The sequence below is a fragment of the Streptomyces bobili genome (assembly GCF_002154575.1).
Lineage (GTDB): Bacteria > Actinomycetota > Actinomycetes > Streptomycetales > Streptomycetaceae > Streptomyces > Streptomyces bobili.
In genome coordinates this window covers 22,287-42,939 of record NZ_MUBA01000043.1, presented here as the reverse complement: position 1 = coordinate 42,939, position 20,653 = coordinate 22,287, and the positions used below count along the sequence as shown (strand labels likewise).

The 20,653-nt window shown below is 66.8% G+C and carries 17 protein-coding genes and 2 pseudogenes; 13 read left to right on the top strand and 6 right to left on the bottom strand.

From position 1 onward, the window contains the following. Nucleotides 1-38 precede the first annotated feature (38 nt). Nucleotides 39-779, top strand: coding sequence for a DUF2071 domain-containing protein (locus tag BZL64_RS04175; protein ID WP_086766269.1), 741 nt, complete (start codon nucleotides 39-41; stop codon nucleotides 777-779). Nucleotides 780-792: 13 nt separating this feature from the next. Here BZL64_RS04175 and BZL64_RS38910 read toward each other — a convergent pair. Then, nucleotides 793-909 (bottom strand): annotated as a pseudogene (locus BZL64_RS38910) (IS5/IS1182 family transposase); the annotation flags it as partial. A 221-nt stretch (nucleotides 910-1,130) separates the two neighbouring features. On the opposite strand from BZL64_RS38910, the pseudogene BZL64_RS38905 reads away from it, so the two are divergent. Continuing rightward, a pseudogene (locus BZL64_RS38905) lies at nucleotides 1,131-1,241 on the top strand (IS5/IS1182 family transposase); the annotation flags it as partial. A gap of 731 nt (nucleotides 1,242-1,972) precedes the next feature. Here BZL64_RS38905 and BZL64_RS04165 read toward each other — a convergent pair. Further along, nucleotides 1,973-2,428, bottom strand: a complete 456-nt coding sequence (locus BZL64_RS04165) for a hypothetical protein (RefSeq protein WP_086766265.1) — start codon at nucleotides 2,426-2,428, stop codon at nucleotides 1,973-1,975. Nucleotides 2,429-2,921: 493 nt separating this feature from the next. Between BZL64_RS04165 and BZL64_RS04160 the strand changes: the two genes are divergently transcribed. The 4 genes from BZL64_RS04160 to BZL64_RS40825 all read left to right on the top strand — a co-directional run bounded on the left by BZL64_RS04160 (nucleotide 2,922) and on the right by BZL64_RS40825 (nucleotide 5,707). Continuing rightward, entirely contained in the window at nucleotides 2,922-3,791 is an 870-nt protein-coding gene (locus tag BZL64_RS04160) for a peptidoglycan-binding protein (RefSeq protein WP_086766263.1), read from the top strand. A gap of 186 nt (nucleotides 3,792-3,977) precedes the next feature. After that, nucleotides 3,978-4,271 (top strand): peptidoglycan-binding domain-containing protein, encoded by a 294-nt coding sequence (locus tag BZL64_RS04155; RefSeq protein ID WP_086766261.1) that lies wholly within the window; start codon nucleotides 3,978-3,980, stop codon nucleotides 4,269-4,271. A gap of 114 nt (nucleotides 4,272-4,385) precedes the next feature. Further along, nucleotides 4,386-4,601, top strand: coding sequence for a transglycosylase SLT domain-containing protein (locus tag BZL64_RS04150; RefSeq protein WP_086766259.1), 216 nt, complete (start codon nucleotides 4,386-4,388; stop codon nucleotides 4,599-4,601). Between the two features lie 674 nt (nucleotides 4,602-5,275). Beyond that, nucleotides 5,276-5,707: a hypothetical protein gene (locus tag BZL64_RS40825; protein WP_244205171.1), complete on the top strand. Its 432-nt coding sequence runs from the start codon at nucleotides 5,276-5,278 to the stop codon at nucleotides 5,705-5,707. 463 nt (nucleotides 5,708-6,170) lie between these two features. Here BZL64_RS40825 and BZL64_RS04140 read toward each other — a convergent pair whose 3' ends face one another. Further along, nucleotides 6,171-7,439: a DUF2235 domain-containing protein gene (locus BZL64_RS04140; protein ID WP_244205170.1), complete on the bottom strand. Its 1,269-nt coding sequence runs from the start codon at nucleotides 7,437-7,439 to the stop codon at nucleotides 6,171-6,173. A gap of 378 nt (nucleotides 7,440-7,817) precedes the next feature. Between BZL64_RS04140 and BZL64_RS39450 the strand changes: the two genes are divergently transcribed. After that, nucleotides 7,818-8,012: a hypothetical protein gene (locus tag BZL64_RS39450; protein WP_143662981.1), complete on the top strand. Its 195-nt coding sequence runs from the start codon at nucleotides 7,818-7,820 to the stop codon at nucleotides 8,010-8,012. Between the two features lie 328 nt (nucleotides 8,013-8,340). Continuing rightward, on the top strand, nucleotides 8,341-9,564 hold the full coding sequence (locus BZL64_RS04135; protein ID WP_086766255.1) for a DUF308 domain-containing protein: 1,224 nt from the start codon (nucleotides 8,341-8,343) through the stop codon (nucleotides 9,562-9,564). Nucleotides 9,565-9,568: 4 nt separating this feature from the next. On the opposite strand, the gene BZL64_RS04130 is transcribed toward BZL64_RS04135, so the two are convergent. After that, nucleotides 9,569-10,993: a hypothetical protein gene (locus tag BZL64_RS04130; RefSeq protein WP_143662979.1), complete on the bottom strand. Its 1,425-nt coding sequence runs from the start codon at nucleotides 10,991-10,993 to the stop codon at nucleotides 9,569-9,571. Between the two features lie 1,531 nt (nucleotides 10,994-12,524). Between BZL64_RS04130 and BZL64_RS40485 the strand changes: the two genes are divergently transcribed. The 3 genes from BZL64_RS40485 to BZL64_RS04115 all read left to right on the top strand — a co-directional run bounded on the left by BZL64_RS40485 (nucleotide 12,525) and on the right by BZL64_RS04115 (nucleotide 14,518). After that, nucleotides 12,525-12,824 (top strand): hypothetical protein, encoded by a 300-nt coding sequence (locus BZL64_RS40485; RefSeq protein WP_208639357.1) that lies wholly within the window; start codon nucleotides 12,525-12,527, stop codon nucleotides 12,822-12,824. 284 nt (nucleotides 12,825-13,108) lie between these two features. Then, on the top strand, nucleotides 13,109-13,828 hold the full coding sequence (locus tag BZL64_RS04120) for a peptidoglycan-binding protein (protein WP_086766251.1): 720 nt from the start codon (nucleotides 13,109-13,111) through the stop codon (nucleotides 13,826-13,828). Between the two features lie 9 nt (nucleotides 13,829-13,837). Then, nucleotides 13,838-14,518 carry a M23 family metallopeptidase gene (locus tag BZL64_RS04115; RefSeq protein ID WP_086766249.1) on the top strand — a complete coding sequence of 227 codons (681 nt, stop codon included), beginning with the start codon at nucleotides 13,838-13,840 and terminating at the stop codon, nucleotides 14,516-14,518. 160 nt (nucleotides 14,519-14,678) lie between these two features. On the opposite strand, the gene BZL64_RS04110 is transcribed toward BZL64_RS04115, so the two are convergent. Continuing rightward, entirely contained in the window at nucleotides 14,679-14,861 is a 183-nt protein-coding gene (locus BZL64_RS04110) for a hypothetical protein (RefSeq protein ID WP_086766247.1), read from the bottom strand. A 164-nt stretch (nucleotides 14,862-15,025) separates the two neighbouring features. Here BZL64_RS04110 and BZL64_RS04105 point away from each other — a divergent pair, with 164 nt between their 5' ends. Together BZL64_RS04105 and BZL64_RS04100 are read left to right on the top strand one after the other, a co-directional pair. Further along, the gene (locus BZL64_RS04105; RefSeq protein ID WP_143662978.1) at nucleotides 15,026-18,472 is read left to right on the top strand and encodes a LodA/GoxA family CTQ-dependent oxidase; all 3,447 of its coding nucleotides are present in this window, start codon (nucleotides 15,026-15,028) and stop codon (nucleotides 18,470-18,472) included. After that, entirely contained in the window at nucleotides 18,469-19,587 is a 1,119-nt protein-coding gene (locus BZL64_RS04100; protein WP_158101496.1) for an NAD(P)/FAD-dependent oxidoreductase, read from the top strand. Before BZL64_RS04105 ends, BZL64_RS04100 begins: the two co-directional genes overlap by 4 nt. A 37-nt stretch (nucleotides 19,588-19,624) precedes the next feature. On the opposite strand, the gene BZL64_RS04095 is transcribed toward BZL64_RS04100, so the two are convergent. Further along, nucleotides 19,625-20,509, bottom strand: coding sequence for an RICIN domain-containing protein (locus tag BZL64_RS04095; protein ID WP_086766241.1), 885 nt, complete (start codon nucleotides 20,507-20,509; stop codon nucleotides 19,625-19,627). Nucleotides 20,510-20,653: the final 144 nt, after the last annotated feature.

Below are 20,653 nucleotides of genomic sequence, written 5' to 3'. Positions count from 1 at the left end.
GGTCTTGCACCCAGCGCAAAGGGAGAGAAGAGGAAGCCGTGGAACAACGACCGAGGGTCCGCTGGCATCACGCATCGGCCGACCTCGCCGATTTCGCGATGGTGAGCTGGGCCGCGGACCCGGACCGCGTCGCGGCCCATCTCCCGGACGGATTCGAACCCGACGTACGAGAGGGCGTCACACTGGTGTCACTGGTGGCTTTTCGCGACCACCCTTTCCACTTTCGCTTCGCCCGGCAGATCAGACTCTCGGCAGGGCAGGTGAACTACCGCACCTATGTGCGGCATAAGGGGCAGACCGGAGTTTGGTTCTTTGGGACGTCACTGGCGAGCAGACTGGCTCACCTGCCGGCCGCGGCATGGAAAATGCCCTGGCATCACGAAACCGTCGACGTCCAGGCAGCCTGGGAGGGAGAGAAGGCACGCACCTGGCGACTGCACGCTGACGGCCGTTGGGGAACAGCCGAAGTTACGCTGCGTGGCATGGGCCGGCCTATGCCACCACCCCTCGGCTTTGCCACCGACGATGAGATCAGCCGAATAGTGATTGATCCCGCACTCGGCTGGTACGACCGCCGTGACGGAACCGGAACCGGAACCGGACGCTATTCGGTGTGGCACGAACCGCTCACTTTGGAAGACGCCCGCGTGGAATCCGCACACAGCCAGGTGCTCACCGATCTGGGACTCATCTCTGCAGGCCAGGCCCCCTGCCACGCGGGCCTGCAACGCCGCTCCGTGTTCGACATCCACACCCCGCCGAGGCGTCAAAGCTCCTGAGCGGCCTCGGTGGTGGTGAAGCCGGCATCGGACGCCCCTGCGGATCGGCTATGACCTGCACGTTCATGCCCTGCTTCCTGTGCGAGCAGAAGGGGCGGTCGGCGGGAATTCGGTCGACGGTCAGGAGCGTTGAGGTGCCCACTCGGCGGTCAGGGTCACATGGGGGAGGGGAGCTTCCATCGGAGGTGCCAGCCCTCTGAGGGTGCCATGGCCCGCTCTCCGAGGCAGCGGATTCGGGTGTGGATGGTGTGATGGCAGCGCTTCCATTTCCCGAGGCGACAATCCCCCGCAAACGGGGTCTGGACAGTCCATTACGGGCGCACGGCGATTCGTTGAGACAACGGCTCACGTACCGGTCCCCAAGGCCAGCTTCTGTGGATCTCGTCGGCCTTGCCGGGCCGCGCTCACGATCTGACCGCCGCACCCACCCACCGCACCGTCCGAATCTGCGAAAGCCAGGGCGAAGGGTAGCCGCGTCGTCGAAATCTGCTGATCGGGGCGCCTCAGGTCGCATAGGCATCCGTAACTCCATCAGCGATTTGCCTTCTTGAGTTGGTGATCGTCGTCCTGGCATGGAGGGCAATGCCTGAACCAGCTTGCTGGGATGCCGAACCTGCTGGAGTCCATGGCCCGGCGGCTGGCGGGCAGGTTCGGTCGGGCTGATCAGCTGTGGCGGACGCGGGACTACGCCCGCGGTCTGTTGGGGCAAGCGACACGGGATGCGGACGCTCTGCGTAACGATCTCCGCGATCCCCCTCGGCCGGGTTGGGCCGGCAAAATACCGGTACTTCAGCGGCCTGTATCTGAATTTTCTGCTGTGTGACCGGGCGTTGCCGCAACCCCCGGCGTGACTGCGCGGACAGCCGGTCGTGCCTCTCGGGAGGGGGTTAGGAGAGCCAAGCTTGATCAGCGAAGCGGCTTGAACTGCTTGAACTGATGAAGCCGGGCGAGGGCACGCTCTACGGCCCACCGGTCTTGCCCGCGCCACAGCGTGCGAGGCGCCACGGCGGGCGATCTCACGGCGCCGGAGGAGTCGCCGGTACTGGTCGAAGTCGTGGCCTTCGTTGGCGAGCAGCCGGTCGGTGGCACCGCGAGTGGTGTGCCGTCGGCGAAACCCCGAGGAGCAGATGGTTCCAACCTCGGACCAAGAGGATCTGCGGCACGATGCCACCGGCCGGGTCGGGTACGGCCCATCAAGCGTCGGCCTGCTCCGTGAAGTGCCGGAGAAGGGCTGCCTGGACGTGCTGGAGGAACAGGGTGTTCTGCTTGATCTGGGACAGGCGGGTCGTGGCGTGGGCGGCGTACTCCGGTCCTTCCACGGCCGAGGCCAGGATGAAGGCGGCGAGTACGTCAATGCCGCGCGCCGTATCCGCGAACTGGCCCACGGGGACCATACGGCGGTCGAGCGGGACGGCGTCGTCGGCGACCACGTCGGTGACCAGAGACGGCTGCCAGCTGTCCGCGTTGCTGAGCGAGTAATGGGTGTCGAACCGGATGGTGACTGTCTCACTGGCCGGCACATCGACGCTGTACGAGCCGTCGTCGTGGGTGTAGGCATGGTCGATGAGCGTGAGGTCGGGGCGGTAGACGCTGACCTTGATCATGAAGATCGGCTCGTCCCCGGTGATGGTTCGTACATGCCCGTGCATGAGAGTCTCCTCTCTCGGGCGCGGCCGGGATCCTCGTCGAGGACGTGCTGGGGCGACCCAAATCGGCGAACGCAAGTCTGATCAAAATACAAGCATCCGGGGGTCTTTCATGCGCGCCTGATTCCAGGTTCGCCCTGTGCGCTGGCCATGTCAATTGCGGTCGGGGCGTTCGTCCGCGCTACACAGAGCACCTCTGCTCGACATGGGCCACGGCAATGGCATGTTCTCTTCACGCAACGTTACGACCGTGCGTAGGAGGGCGTAAAGCGTGGCGCATGCACGATGATCAACTGTCTCCACCGCTCGGAACCGGGAAACAGTTTTGATCGAAAAATCCGAATTCGGATATTCGCTTCCTGCAGTTTCACGACTTGCTGTCGGTCCCGGACCAGGCGCATCGTGGGAAGCACGGGCGGGGAAGCCCCGTTGTTCGTCCGGTGCGCCTTCCACGTTGCACCCGCATCATGGGCGGTGCGAGAGGGAGGATGCCAGCATGCCCAACCCGTGGATGCCTCAAGCTCTCAAGGCGGACGTGGGGGACCACGCGCCGTGTGACCCCGAGTTCCCGGCAAGGGCGATCGCGCACATCACGGCGGACAGGGAGGCAACCGCCGAAGCTCCTCTGGATCTGATCCCGTTCGCCAATCTCATGGGCTTCTTCACCGGCAGTGGCAGTGGCCAGGCTCCGCATATTCTCTGGGATCCCTTCACCGGAGCTTTCGCCCAGTTCTTCCCGGCCACATCCCGCGCCAAAGCCCTGTTCGACGCGGCCGGTGGTACTCGTACGAACCGGGCCGGCAAAGTCGCCATCCAGATCGAGTCTTTGTTCTTTCCGCACTGCCTAGTGAACGGCAGGGCGTTCGCAAAGCTGATCGACACTCCTTGCGAGGGCTGGGCCGATCTCCATGCATGGATCAGCTCATGGGGCGTACCGGACGTTTGGCCTATGGGCCGCCCTACCTCCCTGTCCCGCAATACGTGTCCCGCCGACAAATGGCGGACTCACGGCGGGTGGTACGCCCATGCCCATGTCCCGGAGAACGACCACGTCGACCCGGGTTCCTGGCCGGCGTTCGCGTCCCAGCCGACCGACCCGTCCTCCGCTGAGCGCCAGTTCGAGCCGTTCCCCGGTGCGTCGTTCTTCCAGGCGGGACGTAAATCTCCCGTCATCGAGGGAATGCACCGCCGACTGGTCGCCGAACACTGTGACCGCTACACGTCCCATGCCGGTCTCGACGTGTGGGGAGCGGGCGATGTGAGGTCGTACACCGCCTGGCAGCAGAAGCTGGGCTTCGTGGGAAACGCCGCCGACGGTGTCCCTGGCCGGACCAGCTGGGACAGGCTCGAGGTCCCAAAGGTCTGAGGGTGTCCGGGCAAGGCCCACCGGAGCGCCACGGCTGCGGTGAACTGCTCGTCGGAGAACCTGTCTGCCAGCGGTTTCCGGGTTTGCGCGCGACTCGCATCGACCGCATGGTTGAAACAGGGTAACTGTGACCGACCGGCAGACGTACTCCCTGACCGGAGGCCTCCATGCTGCGGAGGAGGCGCGATGGTGGCTCTCTCCACAGTGCGCTTCGGCAAGCACAACGATGAGGTCAAGGCAATTCAGGCGGCGCTCATCGCAGTCGGCATAGACATACCCGCCGGCGTCACCGGGTTCTTCGGCGAGCAGACCGAAGCGGCGTACGTGGAATGGCAGTGCATGCTGGGACTCACCGGTTCGGCTGCCGATGGATTCCCCGACTGCTCTTCACTGGCCCAACTCGGCGCCATGGGCAGGATTTGCTGTGGAATGCCGCCATCCCGGTGCTATCGCCAAGAGTTCCGTACGCTTTTCGAATAATTCGAGTGTGGCCGCGGGCGAGGCGACGGCGCGCGCGTTCGCCGAACAGGCATGTGACCTGGCCGGGGCGCGCCGAGGAGCTGGGGCACGGGGGTCGGCAACGGAGCGAACCTGATGACCCTCATATTCCGGGGATCGTCCCACCGGCCGAACGGCTACGCCCAGGTGATTCCAGGGACGTTCGCCGAGAACCACCAAGCGGGCACGTCCGACCGGATCTACGACCCGGTGGCCAACATCGCGGCAGCGATCAACTACATCTGGCGCCGGTACGGTGACATCTCGCGCGTTCAACAGGCCAATCGACTTCGCGATCCGGCTCCTTACTGACGCGATCCCGCTCCATACGCCCCTGCCTCGATGGGCAAACGCCTGGTGACGGAAGGGGGCGGCAAATACCGGACAGGTCCCGATGTCCTCTGATGCTTCTGGTGGCCGCGTCGCATCTCCTGTACCGAAGCACCGTGTCACGACCGCGTACCGCATAAAGGAACCTCGCTCGAGCCTGGGCCATCACACGGGCGCTCACTACGTAGCTCGGGACGGCACACCATGCGTCGCGGTGCTCGGCGGCTCCATGGTCCGCAACGGACACGACCTGAGTTTCGGCAACTTCCTCGTGCTGCGCGCCGGCGGGGTAACCGTCGGAGGAATCCCTCCAGCCACTATGCGTGCGGGCGGGATGCGATAGACCTGCTATCGACCGAGATCAAGGTCAACATCGAGGTGACGTGCCGGCGGGAGTCTCGTCCCTCGGCGGATCACGCGGCCCGATGACGTCCCGCCGGACTGGTTCGCCGAGGAGCGCGACAGTGCCGCAGAGGGGCGGGTGTCCCTGCTGGACGCCGGTGTGATCCTGCGGTTGAGGATCGGCGGGAGCCGCGATGATCTGACCGTCAAGTTGCGTCCGTGTACCCGGGAACAACTGGTGGGCCGCTTTCACCTCCTTCGAAGCGGAACCGTTCACGTACAGGATCGAGGAGGACTGGTCGGGGCACCGCCGGGTGACGGCCGCCTCTTTGGTGCACGCGTACTCGTCGGGGACACTCTCGGACGCGGTGGAGCCGGGGGCCGACCCCGCCGCGTCCGTGGACGTGGTGCAGGACCAGTTCCTGGATGCCTGTGCGCCCGCCGTCCTACTCAAGGGGCTGTTCGCGCTGGGGCCGGTCCACTCGACGACGGCCGACGACGTTCCACTCGACGACTTGAAGGTCGACCTGGAGGCGTGGTCGGTCACCGGGCTGGACTTCCCGGAGGTCTCGATCCGGGTGAAGCCCAACGACGATGACGACCTCGAGACGTTCACGGCGCGGGCCGAGCGGGAGCAGCGGAAACTGGAGGATGCGGTGCGCGAGCGCGGAGTTGCCCTCTCCGAGCACTCCGACAGCAAGACGCGACGCGTCCTCACCGCCCTGGCCGCGGTCGAACAGCCATGAGACGGCAGCGCGCCCACGGAGTCGGTGGCAGTGGGGCAGAGCGTCAGCATGGAGAGACGAATCGCCCTGAATGACCCGACGACGTGGGCCGTCTCTCAACCTGTGCTCCCCCTCAATCCGCAGGCTTCCCCTCAACGGCCGGGACGCCGCGGCCAAGCTCGCCGGGGCACTCAGCGCCATCCGTGTGCTGGACAGCCAGACCGCGGTGCGGGCCGCGGGATCAACGGCAGGGCAAGGCACACGGGCAGGGCAAGGCACACGGCTGCGCTGCCCGGCACCGAAACGGAGGGCGCCTGAGCGGAAACGACGCAGCGTGTGGAGGACCTCCGCAAGAGAAGGACCTCCGCGAAGAAGGCCTAAACCTGCCCCGGCACCAGCGCGAGGAGGGGAGTGGGTGGTGTGGGTTGACGCTGCGCAGTGACGTTGTCAGGTGGGGCGGTCGCGCCCGCCCCACCTGACAACGTCACCTGGGGCGGTCGCGCCCGCCCGGTGCTTGGGCCGTCGCCCCCGGGCCGGGCTCCGCGGAAGGCATGGGTGGCAGACCTGCAGCGATGCCCGGCAGCAGCACCGGCTCCAGCCGGATCGAGTCCTGACCGCCCAGGTAACGCTCCAGTTCCGGCGGCCGGTAGCCGGGGTCGCGGTCGTAGCGCTCCTTGGTGGGCACCGCGAGGAACTCGTTGCCATCGGGCTCACCGTCGTCGCTCACCGTTTTTCCGAGAGGCCGGTGGTAGGGCTTGGCCAGTCGGTACATGCCCGTCCGTGAGGCGTGTAGCGGGCCCGAACCATCCGGCTGTACACGGAAGTTGATGCTCCGCTCCGGCTTCATCACCTTCGGTCCGGACGCGCTGAGGACATCGTCATCGAACTGCAGCCCGTGCCTGCGAGCCTGGTCGACCATCCACAGCAGGGTGATGTCGGACAGCTCCGCCTCTTTGTAACCGCCACCGACATCGCAGTGCACGCCCGCGAACCACACCTGCTTCAACTCCTGGCCCCGCTCGGCGGCGCCGGGCTGTTGGTGCCACAGAGTTGGCCGGAACGCTGAGCGCTCTTCGTCGACGGCCAGCGCGTGAAAGGCCGCTCCGACCCAGCTGCTCAGCTCGGTGTCGTGGAACGCCCACCGGTGGTTGAACCGGTTCACGGAAGGCTGTAGCCATGCGGTGTCGGGCAGCGGGACACCCAGGGCTCCGACCGTGTCCCACACCCCGATGAAATGGATCTCCGTCTCGCGCGCATACGAGCGACGGAACAGCGTCGCGGCCGCGCCGGTCGGTCGCTCGATCCGGTTGCGGTAGAGAGCCCAGGCTTCCGGGATCCGGTCGCGGTGGTCCCTGCGTAGAATCCCGCAGTTGCGCACCAGGCCCGCCAGGCTGCGTGCGGTGAATGCGCCTCGGCTGAAGCCGAAGAGGAACAGTTCGTCGTCGGGCTCGTACGTCTCCACGAGGAACCGGTAGGCGTCGATCACGTTCTGGGACAGACCCACGCCGAACGCACCTCCGCGCAGCCGCTCCCGCCGGTGGGTGCCCACGCCGCGGTGGTAGTAGACGCGCTGCTCCTTCCCGGCTTCGGAACCAGAGCGCACGGACAGGGCGACCTTGGCGACGTTGGTCTTGCTCGGTTGGTCGGCGAAGTTCCACGTGCCGTCGCAGCAGACGACCAGACGTTTGGCCATGACGATCCCTCCTCGCATGGGCGTGGAGCGGCGCTTATCACACATCCATGCTTCCACCACTCGGCAGGCCATGCCATACGAGGGCCGCCGCCGCCCGTCGTGTGCGTGAGTAACGTGACGCACACGGTGATCACCGGTCTGCCGGCAACTGATCGACCGTCACTTGTCCGCCGCACGCCCGGCCGAAGCGATCACACACGGGCCCGTCGGGACCGTGTGGTCGGCGGACCAATCAGTCTGGCTGGCGCTGACCCGGTGGCTGTCGCGGCCTGCTCCTGCCAGACGCAGCGCAGCGGAGCGTCGAGGATCCGATCCCCTGTGGTGGAACCTGACGCGGATCTGAGAGGACAGGATCACAGCACCTTTGCGCGAACACGAACGCGCGACACTCCCATGCGTTCGTTCCCCACAAGCGCCGTCCCGGACCACTATGTGGTCATGACCAGCCCGTTCGTCCAGGCGGAAGCCACCAACTGGCTCGCCATCGCCATCGACATTTGGACGTGGGGCAGCATCCAGACCGGATGGCAGAAGATTTCCTCGCCTCCTGACCACCTTCCTTCGTCTGGATGGTCGCCCCGCCGCTTGAATCCGTCGTGCTGGGGTGGCCGGTGGCGGCATTCGGCGCCGTGAAGTCGTCGGGTGACCCGATTGACGTCGGGGACCCGGCTTGAAGGCGAACGGGGTAGCTCCGCGTGCACGATGCCGGCTCAGGCTTGAGTCTGTGGTCATGAGTATCCGTCCATGGATCATCGTGGAGCCGCCGGACAGTCGCGGTCTGCGTCGCGTCACCATCGGCGGCGAGACGGTTGGCAGTGCCTGGTCACCGACCGAGCTGCGTAGGATACTCGGCCGCCTCGGTTACCCCGAGAACATGGATCTGGATGATCCGGCATCTGTGTGCTGGCGCGGGGGCGACAGCAAGGCTTGGCCCGATCGAGCTTGGAGAAGGCGCTCCACCATGTTGCTCATGGTGGCCGGGCTGCTTGTTTCCATGGTTTTCAACGCAGTCATCGGATGGCCGGACGCCTCCGGGGCGCTGACTTTCGCGCAACGGATCACCGGTGTGTTGTTTGTCCTGTCGGGTGTGGTGCTGGGAATTGCGGCAATTGCGTCGCTCGACTACTGGGGGAGGCGCCACTTCAGGGCCTCTGGCGCGGTTGTAATATTCGGGGCAATTATTGTGCTGGCCACCGATGGCCTCCTTCTTCTTCTCTGGTTCGAGGAGAAAGAGTACACGCGCTATCTTCTGGTCTACTTGCCCGCGTTGTGCTGGTCCGTATGGGCGATTTTTGTTCTTGTGTGCAAAAAATCTTGGAAGGGAATGCCGCAGCCCAAGAGATTTGCGGCCGGGGTGGTCGCCACGGTACTCCTGACGGCTGTCAGTCTCGCGTATTCCACTATGTACCAGCCTGCGTCCGCACCTATGCATTTTACATTGAAGGCAGAATTTGGAAAGGCGTGGGAGGATAATAGACTCCCTTTCCTGCATGTCCCGCTGACGCTTTACATGAAAAACACCGGAGGGATCCCGGTGTATATCGTGAATGACATCTACACGGTTCGTGGCAGGGCGGCCGTGTATTCCCTCGAGGAGGGGGATCCGGCGGCGGAGTGGAGGGAAAGTGTCGGGAGGGAGGGAGCGCGTGAGGGGGAGGCCGAGCTCTACGTCGGCCAGCCTAATTACACTACGGTGAGCAGTGGAAGATTCTATGAGTCCGGTAGTTCGCTCGACGTCGGGCAAGAATACGCTTTGAAGCGTGTATTTCAGCTTCCCAGGAACGTTGGGTATGACGTCTTGAGTGTTGCATTGCAGATCTCGTACATGAGAAAGGATCGGGGCAGGCTCGACGTGGAGGAGTTCGGGTTCCCTCATGTTTCGTGGAACGAACGCGAGGGGCGCTACTACTGCGAACCGGCGCTCTGTGGAGAGCAGCTGGTTTATCGGGGAAGGGTGCGCCACAATAACAATTTGATCAACGTGACACGTAAGCCGCGCTATGTGACTGCTGTCTGGTCTCCGGGTGGCCGGTTCATCTCATCGATTTCTTCTGTCCCGTACAGATTCTCCGGGGTGGGTGACTACAGAGAAGAGAGGAGGGAGCTGCAAAGATATGGAGCTGCAAGGTCCCGGGCTGATTCAGAGATCTCCGTGGCGGAATTGTTGAGATCTGCCGGGGCCTGACGGATCACTCGCCGGCCTTGGTGAGCCAGGTGCCCACTGCGACCCCGTCTTCGTCAAGGTACGCGGCAGTCTGCTCGCAGGACAGGGCAGAGGCTCCCAGGCTTCCGAACAGTTTGTCGTGCGGTACGAGCTCGGCGAGTTCAGTGATGAGCGGTATGACTTCGAACGGGCTGTGGGTATGTTTGTCGTTGCGCAATTGTGCGAGGACGTCGAGCGTATCGTCGCTATTTTCCTCCGCCTTCCAGAAGTCCTTGACCCCTTCCGTCTCCCACTGTGCGGGAAGCAGCTTGTCCAGCGCGCGCACGAGGGCAGACTCGGCGGTGGACTCGAATATGGCGCTGGTGCAGAACGCGGCGGCCTTGCCGAGCGACTCTTCCGGGCGTTTCTGGGTAGAGGCGGATTGCTCCTGCTGGTCTTTCATGCGAGATGTCTTGTCATCCAGTTCTTTCGTGAGCTTGGACCGCTCGTCCTGTGATGTCCCGGGGTCACTGATTTTTCTCAGCAGTGCGCTGACCTGCCGTGTGATCTGCGCGAGCTTTCCTTGTTCCCTCGGCGGTGTCCCCTTGTCGTGCATTATGTCCTGCGAGGAGCTGTCCGCCAGCAGGCTGTTCGAAAATTGCTTTTCTGCCGAGCTGACCTGTGGCCCATTCTGGCTCCTCTCCGCGGCGTAGGTCGTATCTTTCACGATGGCGATCATGTGGCCACGCAGGTCCTGTGGCGTCCTGGGATTGCGGATCAGGTCCAGGGTGGATGTTGTCCGCTTGACCACCAGGATGAACATGGACCGTTCTTCGGTTGCCCCCTGAGGACCGTTTACCGTCTCGAGCGCGGAAGTCACCTGCTTTACGATCGAATTCAGCTCCCTCCGCAGCTCGGGAGGGGTTCTCGGATCGCTGATGGCTGCCAGCGTGGTGGATAGGTTCTTCGTGCTCTCGACGACCCCTTGCCTGTCCTGTGGCAACGTCTCCGGATCCTCGACCGTGCGGACGATGGTGATCAGCGTTTCCACGGTCGGCACGAGTTCTTCGGGGACTCGCTCCTTCTCCTTGTTCAGGTTATTCGTCGCCTCGTCGATCTCCGCCTTCTGTCCCGGCGGGAGTTCGGACGTCTGTTCGTCCGTGTTCGGCGGATCGGAGGTGTCAGACGTCCCGCTCGGTGTGGAAGAGGGAGGCGTCGTGGATCCCGTGGGACCGCTCGGTTCGGGCGACGGTGGCGAGTCGGGGGACGTGGTGGGTCCCGTCGAACCGTTCGGCGTATCGGAAGGAGACGGTGGAGGATCCGTGGACCGAGTCAGTGCTCCGGCACGTCCCTCGTTCAGCCTCTGCGAATCTGCTGTGGCAATCGGCAGACCTGTCGGCAGCGCGAGCGCTGCGGCCAGAATGGATGAGTTGACTGCCTGAAGGATTGTTCGCCGAGAAATTCTGGCCATGATGGTTCCAGATACGCTTGGCGTAGAGTCGGCCCGTCTGTAGTGGATTCTTCCTTGAGAGGCGGTAGCTCCAGGAAATTGGGAGCCGGAAGAATGCAGCACCGATATATAACAACTCTCCACCTGTCCAGCGCCGCCTGCAACGGGAGTGCCGGGCCGCGCTGTGCGAGGGCACCGCGGTCATCGGTTCGAGTGCCTCCGCCTTCACCGCACTCGCCTCCTGACCGACCTCGCCCGGCCGACGACGGCAAGGCTAGGCACGGGCTGGGGGTCCTGCCCCGGGGCGCTCCGGCTTCACCTTCGGCGGCGGCGAAGCCGACCAGCTGACCGCCGGCAGTGAGTTCGGCCTGGCGGCGATGGCCGCAGTCGACGGATGTGCTGTCGGCGGCCATGGAAAGCTCCAGGTGCGCGGCACCGTCGGGTCCAGGCTGATGGCCAACGGAATTCCAGGTGGACGGCCTGTTGTTCCTGATAGTTCCCTTATCTGAAGGAGACCCCTCCGCCCGGTTTGCTGATGTTTCCACGCATGAGCGAACCTGTGGTCGAGCAGTCCAGGGCGACGATCCGCGCCGATGATGTTCACGAGAAGCTGGTGAAGATGAGCTACCGGGGCAGCCCGCGCTCGACCCGGCGGGCGGTGAACGCGGCGAGACCGCATCGAAGGGCGGGCAAACGGCGGACCTACCGTCCGTGGATCCCCGAGCCGGGGCGGTGGCTGCAGGTCGACTGGGGCGAGGGCCCGCGCATCGGCGGGCGGCGGACCTGGATGTTCTGCGCATGGCTGTCATGGTCCAGGTTCCGGGTGGTGATCCCGGTCTGGGACTGCACTCTGGGCACCCTGGTCGCCTGCCTGGACACCACGTTGCGCCGGATCGGCGGGGCGCCGACCTACGCGCTGACGACAACGCGAAGACCGTCACCGTCGAGCACATCGCCGGAATCCCGGTGCGGCATCCGCCGGCCGGTACTACGGCTGCCAAGTGGTCAGCTGCGTGCCCTACGACCCCGAGTTCAAGGGCGGTGCGGAAGCCACGGTCCGGATCGCGAAGGCCGACCTGGTGCCCACCGACGCAAACCTGCTGCCTGCCTGAGACTCCTTCGCTGACCCCGCGGATGCCTGCCTGACCTGGTGCGATGCGGTGAACACACGCCGCCACCGGGCGACCGGGCAGATACCCGCGGACCGGCCTCGACATCGAACGCACCATGCTGCACGTCCTGCCCGCCGAGCCGCTGGCATTCACGCTGGGCGAGGAGCGGCTGGTCGGCTCGGACCCGCACCATAAGCCGCCAAGCGGTGCGCTACTCCACCCCGCCCGGCTACACCGGCGCCCGGGTGTGGTGCCGGGTGTTCGGCGAGGAACCGTCCGTCTCCGCACGCACCCACTCCGGTGACCTGTCGGAGGTCTGGCGCCACCAGCATTCCACCCCGGGGTTCCGAAGATCATCGACGCCCACTATCCCGACCACCTGACGCCGCAGCGTCCACCAGCCCCGCCTGCAACCCCAATCGGAAGCGGAGATCGCGTTCGTGGGCATCGGCCCGGGAGCCGGGGGCTGGCTCAAGGAGGCCGGACCCGCCGGCGCGGTCCGCATCCGCGCCAAGATGGCCCGCGCCGTCGAACTCACCACCGTCATCGGCTCCGACCAGGTCGACCAGGTCGACCAGGCACTCGGGCCGGCGGCCACCGCCGGACGCTTCGCCGACGACGACCTGCTCTCCATCCTGGAGCATCTCGCGGCCAGCAAACCGACTGAAGAGGTCGTACGCGCGAACGAGGCCCACTCCGTCCCGAGCGGCACCTCGGCGGAAGGCCCCGCCCGACGATGACGTCAGACTGACACCGCACTGACATCGAATCCGTGTCGCCTAACGACGATGCACGAAGTCCGATCGGACACCCTGGCCTTTCGAAGCGATCGCCTCGAATGGGATTTCCGTGGAAGCTGGGGAATAATGGAAGCGATGCAGTTCGGTGCACCACTGGCTCATTTGCACCGAATGTTACGCGACGTCTTACGACGGAGATTCTGCGCAGGGCGCCTGCCCGACTGGCGGCGGCCATGAGGCCATCGGCCACGACTCCGTCCCTGCACCAATGAGAAGGCCTCGTCATGGTTGCTCTGTCCAACGTCCAGTTCGGCAAGCGGAACGAGGACATACGTACCGTACAGAAGGCGCTGATCAGACGGGGCCGCGATATCCCCGACGGTGCCACCGGTCTCTTCGGAGAGCAGACCAGGGCCGCCTACCGCGCCGAACAGCTCGCTCAGGGCTTCACCGGAGCCGACGCCGACGGCGTGCCGGGCCCCACCTCCCTGGCCACCCTGGGCCGCCTCACCGACCTCTTCCGCGTCGATGTCGAGCACGTGTCCGCCAACGACGGAGGCAGGCTCGCCCTCGCCCAGGTCTCTTTCACCGATCCGGGCGACGAATCGGGGGAGGAGGCGATGCGGCGCTACGCGCGCAAGGCGTGCGAACTGACAGGTATGGAACCGAAGTTCGGTGTTCCGGCGCTTACCACCATCGCCAAGCGCGAGTCCGCCTGCAATCACCCGCGATTCCGGGTGAACACCACGGACACGAACGCGCGCGGACCAAGGGCTCCCGACGGCCACCCGCGCAACTGCTCGCGAGGCGCCACGCAGTGCATCCCGTCCACGTTCGCCGCGTACCACCAGGCCGGCACGGCCAGCACACCGTACGACGTGGTCGCCTGCATGAGCGCGACGATCAACTACGTACGCGACCGCTACCACGTGAGCCGGTCCGGCTCGGACTTCGCCGCCCGTGTCCAGCAGGCCGATCCACAGCGGTCTCCCCGCGGATACTAGGAGGCCCTCATGGTTGCTCTGTCCAACGTCCAGTTCGGCAAGCGGAACGAGGACATACGTACCGTACAGACGGCGCTGATCAAACGGGGCCGCGATATCCCCGACGGTGCCACCGGTCTCTTCGGAGAGCAGACCAGGGCCGCCTACCGCGCCGAACAGCTCGCTCAGGGCTTCACCGGAGCCGACGCCGACGGCGTGCCGGGCCCCACCTCCCTGGCCACCCTGGGCCGCCTCACCGACCTCTTCCGCGTCGAGGACAAGGGCGCGCCCGCCGCTGCGGGGCGTCCCGGCAAGGTGCCGTCACCCGTGCCCGGCCACAGAGTCAGCTTCGAATTCTACGAGCGCGGCAAATACGCCTGGAAGCCCGACGGCGTCGGCCGCCACACCGGCCAGGACTACGCCGCCGGCTCCGGAGTCCCCGTGGTCGCCGTACGCAGCGGAACGATCGCCTGGTCCAACGGGCAGGGCGGAGCGTACGGCCAGTGGATCGGGCTCGCCGCGGACAACGGGCATGTCTACACGTACTGCCACCTCTCACAACGGCAGGTGAACGCCGGACAGCACGTGGCTGCCGGACAGCAACTCGGCAAGGTCGGCACCACGGGCAACTCCACGGGACCGCATCTGCACTTCGAGATGTCGAAGGGCCCCGCCTGGTCCTACGGCAAGGTCGCCAAGCCCAGCTGGTGAGTGAGCGTGGGGAGCCGGGCGTGTTCGTGCCGGTCGAGGTCAGCGGCCGGCAGCACGGCTACGAGTCCGGAACCAGCTCACCGCCGCACGTTCACGGCGGAGGTGTTCCGCAGACGTCGGTAGGCGTCGTGCGGAACACCTCGGAGGCCGACCGAACGGTTCAGCCCCGGCCGGACCTCCTGGGTTCGGGCTGCGGCTTGACGGGCTCCTGCGGCGGCCTCTCGTCGGGAGCCGCCTTCTCGGGGCTCTGCCCCTCGGTGCCGGGCTTCATGTCCTCGGTGCTCTTCTGAGCATCCTTCGCGCTCGGCTTCCGGTCGGGGCCGGAGTTCTTGGACTTCGCCATCGTGGCTTCTTCCTTTCCTCGGTTGGGTCTTCGGGTTCTTCTCACCCAACCCATATGACCCTATTTGTGGGATCCGGGTGCTACCCACAGTTGATCCGCCGGACAGGTGACAATCCGCATCCGCGCCGTTCAGTTCCCCTGGCCGTCCCAGGAACTCAGGTGAAGTGCCTCCTGTGAACCTGGACGACGTAGTGCGCTGCGAGATCCACCCGACGGTCGGCATCGCGCGCGTAGGCAACAGCCCGGACGAGTTCTTCGTCGGACCCGAGACCCCCGGCACCCCGGTACGACCGGCGGGTGGTTTCAAGGACGCCGCCGGACGGGTGAAACGGCAGGCGGCACGGTTCCGGGTCTACGGCTACGACGCGCACGGCAACGTCCTCGGCGAGCTCACGGCGGACCAGGCGGACATCATCTGGACCGTCGAACTCGCCAATGCGAAGGCTGCGTGGTTCAGATTCCTCGGACGCCGCCATGCCGCACCCGCGGGCGACACGACCCGAACCGATCCGAGGACGCGTCGGAACCAGGCCATCGATGTCGACGATCCGGAGGCCCGCGCCGCACTGGTCGTCAAGCCCGGCGCCCGGACCGTGGCCGGCCGCGAACAGGACGGCAGTGGCAGCCGCTTCGACACCGGCACCTTCCTCGGCAAGCAGGTGCCGCTGGGCGAACTCCGAACGGACTGCGACGGCCGGTTGCTGGTGCTCGGCGGGTTCGGTCACTCCGGCACCACTGCCGCGAACAACCCCATCACCCACTTCGCCGACAACGACCTCTGGTACGACGACGTGTCCGACGGTCCCGTCGCCGCGGCGGTGACCCTGGGCGGGGGCACCCGGACGCTGCAGGCGAGGCCCGCGTGGGTCGTCGTAGGACCGCCCGACTTCTCGCCGGACACCGTCAATCTCGTCACGCTATACGACGTGGTCGCCGAAGCCCTGGGCGGGCACGAGAGCGAGCGCGGCGACGTCTCCTTCACCCGGCACATCTTCCCGATCCTGCGGCGTGTCAGCGACCTCCAGTGGGTCAACGCGGCCGCCCTGCGCGGCCACGGCGAGGGCGAGCCCGGCCACTTCGTCGCTCCGGCACTGCTACGGCGGCTGGCCGCGAGCGGACCGCAGTCCGGCGAACTCAGGCAGGGCGTCTTCCGAGTGCTGCGCGCTCCGGAGCCGAACGCCGCCGAGGCGACCTCGGAGTACATGCCGCAGCTCGCGGGGGACGACGGGGAACCCGTGGACGGGCGGCCCGGAAGATGGATGTCACTGCTGCCGGGCCAGTACGACCGGATGAGGCGCTGGGCGGAGGGAGACTTCGTCGAGGACTGGACCGGTCAGGAGCCCGTGCCCGAGCAACCCGCTCAGGCCGAAGAGCCGCACGCACTGCTCCTTGCGGCCCTGGAGGCTTGCTCGGGCGGCCCGTTCTACCCAGGGATCGAAGTGACCTACATCGTCCAGGACCCGGACAGCTGGTCGGAACCCTTCCGTCTTCGTGAGGGCTTCGAGGCGGGTGACCTCACCAAACACATGGCCCTGCCCTGGCAGGCCGACTTCTACGAATGCAACACCCATTGGTGGCCCGCACAGCGGCCCGACGACGTCTATCCCGAGTCCCACTTCCTCGCCCTGATCCGCTCCGCCGGCAAACAGGGCGCACAGGTCAGTGGCCCGTTCCCGTACCGGCGCCCGTGGGCCCGCGGAGTCGGGCAGCAGGTGGTCCACAGACCGAAGCTGCCCCGCGCCTCCGGGGAGAGCGACACGGCCTACGAGAAGCGGGTCGCCGACGCGTGGCAGAGGATGCGCGAGCACGCCGGTGCCGACGACATGGTCACGCAATGGAGCAGGCTGGGTTTCGTCGTCGCCCGCCGGTCCCCGGACGGCAGCCGCGTCCTCGTCGAGACGGAGCGGGCGCAGCAGGTGGGACTGAGCCACCGCGACTGGTTCTACACCCTCCAGCATCCCGACCGCTTCCCCGAGCAGGTCAGGGCCTCACGGGCATTCGTGGACAGCGTTCTGAGAGCGGCCGTGGCCACGCAGCGCAGTCCCAGTGCCCCGCAGACCCTGCGTCCCTTCCGCTACACCCGCGAGAACCTCGAAGAGCGTCTCGACCTCATCTACACCAGCCTTGCCCAGGACGCCGAGGCGTACGACCCGGCGGACCCGGACATCGAGCCGGTCTTCCGCACCCGGGACTCCGTCGTCGAACGGCTCAAGCAACTCGCCCCCTTCAACCTCCTCGACGGTGTCTGGCTGCGCTACCTCACCGAAGGCAAGCCCATCGACGAGGTGCACGCTCTGCTCTTCCGGATCTGGAAGGAGGAGGTCGGCGACGGAAACCCGGCCCTGAACCACTCGAACCTCTACCGCACCCTGCTGCAACAGCTGGGGATCTACCTGCCGTCCGTCGACTCGTACGCCTTCGCTGCCCGCACCGATCTCCTGGACTCCGCCTACACCGTGCCGGCGTTCGAGCTGGCGATCTCCGCTCACCCCGAGGCGTACTTCCCCGAGCTCCTCGGCATGACCCTGTTCCTCGAATGGGAAGTCCTGGGAGTCGCGCCCGTGGCGCAGCTGTTGGACCACCACGGGATCGACTCGCGGTTCTTCCGCATGCACATCGGCATCGACAACGCGGCGGACGGGCACGGCGCCCTGGCCCGAGAGGCCGTGATGCAGCATCTCGACCAGGTCCACACCCTGGGCGGCGACCGAGCCGTCCAGCAGCAGTGGGAGCGGATCTGGAACGGCTACGTCGCCTTCCAGAGCACGGGCAACCTGGGTGAGGAACTGGTGGCACGGCTCACCACACCGCCCACGGCCGAGGAGCGCCTGCTCACCTCGATCCGGGACAAGGCGTCGAGAGCGGCACTCAACCACGACGGGAAGAAGCTCGCCGGCACCAGTCTCAACGACTGGTTCGCCGACCCGGAGGGACTTCTGAACGCGCTGAGCGAGTCCGACTGGGTCTGCCCCGGAGATCCGGACGCCAGCGCGTTCTTCCGGCTCCTGGCCTGGGACGGTCCGATGTACAAGGTCTTCGGCACCGACGAGACCGGACTCTGGCGGGACTGGATCCGCGCGCTGGTCGAGCAGCGCACGCAGGAGCGGGCGTACTCCCCGCTGGAGGCGATGGTCCTCCTGGCGGACGCGGTGCGCGCCCGACCGGCCGCCTACCTGTCCGACGCGCGCACCCTCATCGGCCCGCAGCCCGGCGACCCCGACCACCTCGTCGAGAGGCCCGTCGCCTGGTGGGCACTCCAGCCCGCCCCGGTACTGCTCGCCGCGATCGCCCATCCCGCCAACGCCCTGTCCGACGCCGCTGCCGGCACCGGCGTCGTCGGTCCGCCGCCCGCCGAGCAGGGAGGCCTCACTCCAGCCCGGCGGGAGTTCATCCACGCGTTCTTCGACCGGGCGGATCACACGGATCTCACCAAGGACCTGCCGGTGCCGAAGCCGGTACGCGACATCGTCTGCGACTGGGTCGAGGCAGGCTGCCCGCTGCCCGACGCGACAGCTCCCCTCATCCGGGTGAGCATGTCCACCGCGCAGGCCGCCACCGATGCCGACAACCCGCTGCGGCCGCTCATCAACGGCATGGGAACGATCCATTGACGCGTGGGGGCGACTACGCGGACGTTCTGGTGGCCGGCGCCGGTCCAGCCGGCTGTGCCGCCGCCCTCACCCTGGCGGCCACCGGTGCCGACGTCGTCCTCGCGCACCGGCCGCACCCTCGCCAATGGCATGTCGGAGAGAGCCTCGCACCCACCGCACGGCCTCTGCTGGACAGGCTCGGCATCCTGGACAGGGTCGCGTCGCACGGCCACGAGCCGTGGTACGGGACCCGCTCCGTCTGGGGAGACAGCACCCTCACGGCGTCAGACTTCATCGGCGGCCCCTACGGCCCGGGCTGGCTTCTCGACCGGCGCGCTTTCGACGTCTCGTTGCGTGACGCCGCCCGCGAGGCGGGGGTGCGCCGCCACGACGGCAGTGTCACCGCCGTGAGCCGCGTCGGGCAGCTGTGGCGCGTGTCCATGTCCGGCACCGAGGTCGTCGTGCGCTACCTCCTCGACGCCACCGGGGCGAGTGCCCGCGTCGCCCGCAGGCTGGGGGCACGCGTCGTGGCCACCGACCACCTCGTCGCGATCGCTGCCGTGCTCTGCGGGCGTACGCCGGCGGGCGACACCGGCAGCGGCGCCGAACGCACCTCGCTCGTGGAGTCCGCCCCCTTCGGTTGGTGGTACACCGCTCCCTTGCCCGGCGGACGCACCATCGTCATGGCCGTCACGGACGCGGATCTCGTCGCACCGACGGGTCTGCGCCACCCGGCCGGCTGGTGGGAAGCTCTCACCGCCACCCATCAGATCAGGACCCGGACGTGCGTACGCGGGAACCGGCCGCCGCAAAGACTCGCCGTGCTGCGGGCCGGTACCTCGTGCACGTCACCCACGGCCGGATCCGGCTGGGCTGCCGTCGGCGACGCGGCGACAGCGACCGACCCCGTGGCCGCGCGCGGTATCACCGCCGCACTGGCGACCGGCGTCTCGGCCGGTTCCGCGGTGGCGGCCGACGCCCAAGGCGACGAGGACGCCCTGACCCGTTACGCGGAACTCACCACCGCGGTGCACACGGAGTTCCTCCGGGCACGTACTGCCTGCTATCGAGCGGAGGGCCGATGGACCGGGCCTTTCTGGACACGACGCAGGCGCGATCCGCACGCCAGGCCGTAGGCGCCGTCGGTCCGTGGACGTCGGTCCGTGGGCCATGTCAGTCCGTGGGCGAGAGGCTCCAGGCCTGGTTCTTACCGCCGAGGCAGTCCCATTGCTCCAGATACGCTCCCGCGGACGGTGCCGTCAGCCTCGGGTTGTGTGCCGTCAGGCACTTGCCGCTGTGACCTGCGCGGAGGTCCCAGGAACCGTCACGTCGGCCGGCCAGGGACCAGACCTGGTTCGCTTCGCCCTCGCACGGGCTCGTGACCACCCTGGCGCCGTTCCCCTTGCCGTCCTCCGCCACGGTCAGACAGCTCCCCTTTGAACCGTCCACGATCCGGAAGGCGTTGGACAGCGCCACTCCGCCGCCCGACCGCCGGAACTCGAATCGCTGGCTCTGCGTGCCCTGATCGTCCGCGACCATCGTTCCGGTACCGCTCCCCGTCGCCGCGCCCTCGGCGTCGACCACGAGCACGGACAGTTCCTCCGCGCCGCGACCCGCGGGCACGATGGTGATCGCGTACGACTCGGCAGGGTAGAGGAACGGGTGGGAGTTGGATCCGTCCTTACGCACCGTGGCCTTCCAGCGGTTCGGCGCCTCGGCGTTCTCCTGGGCGGTCGTGGTACGTGTCTCGGGAACGACGCACACCAGGTCCTCCGGGGTCGCCTCCCGCCAGACGTAACCCTGCACACAGGTCGCCGGTCCGTACGGTCCGCCCTCGGGGTTGCGCCGCGCATCCTCCTGGCTGTTGTCGGCCGCGGCCTGGTCCTGGACCGCCTGAGGCACACAGACATGGTCGTCGGGCGACGTGAGCCTCCAGACATATCCCTCGACACAGGCATCCGGATCGTACGAGGCCGGTGCCGCTGCCGCGGGGGTGAGGCCGAGGCAGGCCACACCGGCTGTCAGCGTGGCGATGAGCAGAGCTGATGTCCTGGTCACGGCACCCTCCCAGGGATGTCACGCCTCGGTCATGCGGGTGTCGGGCCACATGAGCGCGAGATGGTTGGCGTAGCACTCGTCGTCGGTCGCGAGGTAGGAGCCCTTCCGGATCTCGTCGCCGTGGTCGACCGTCGTCGAACAGCG

Bases quoted from the DNA above. Each gene is read 5' to 3' on its own strand.
- BZL64_RS04165 (WP_086766265.1), bottom strand. From the start codon at position 2,428: ATGCACGGGCATGTACGAACCATCACCGGGGACGAGCCGATCTTCATG.
- BZL64_RS04160 (WP_086766263.1), top strand. From the start codon at position 2,922: ATGCCCAACCCGTGGATGCCTCAAGCTCTCAAGGCGGACGTGGGGGAC.
- BZL64_RS04155 (WP_086766261.1), top strand. From the start codon at position 3,978: ATGGTGGCTCTCTCCACAGTGCGCTTCGGCAAGCACAACGATGAGGTC.
- BZL64_RS04150 (WP_086766259.1), top strand. From the start codon at position 4,386: ATGACCCTCATATTCCGGGGATCGTCCCACCGGCCGAACGGCTACGCC.
- BZL64_RS39450 (WP_143662981.1), top strand. From the start codon at position 7,818: ATGACCAGCCCGTTCGTCCAGGCGGAAGCCACCAACTGGCTCGCCATC.
- BZL64_RS04135 (WP_086766255.1), top strand. From the start codon at position 8,341: ATGTTGCTCATGGTGGCCGGGCTGCTTGTTTCCATGGTTTTCAACGCA.
- BZL64_RS04130 (WP_143662979.1), bottom strand. From the start codon at position 10,993: ATGGCCAGAATTTCTCGGCGAACAATCCTTCAGGCAGTCAACTCATCC.
- BZL64_RS04120 (WP_086766251.1), top strand. From the start codon at position 13,109: ATGGTTGCTCTGTCCAACGTCCAGTTCGGCAAGCGGAACGAGGACATA.
- BZL64_RS04115 (WP_086766249.1), top strand. From the start codon at position 13,838: ATGGTTGCTCTGTCCAACGTCCAGTTCGGCAAGCGGAACGAGGACATA.
- BZL64_RS04110 (WP_086766247.1), bottom strand. From the start codon at position 14,861: ATGGCGAAGTCCAAGAACTCCGGCCCCGACCGGAAGCCGAGCGCGAAG.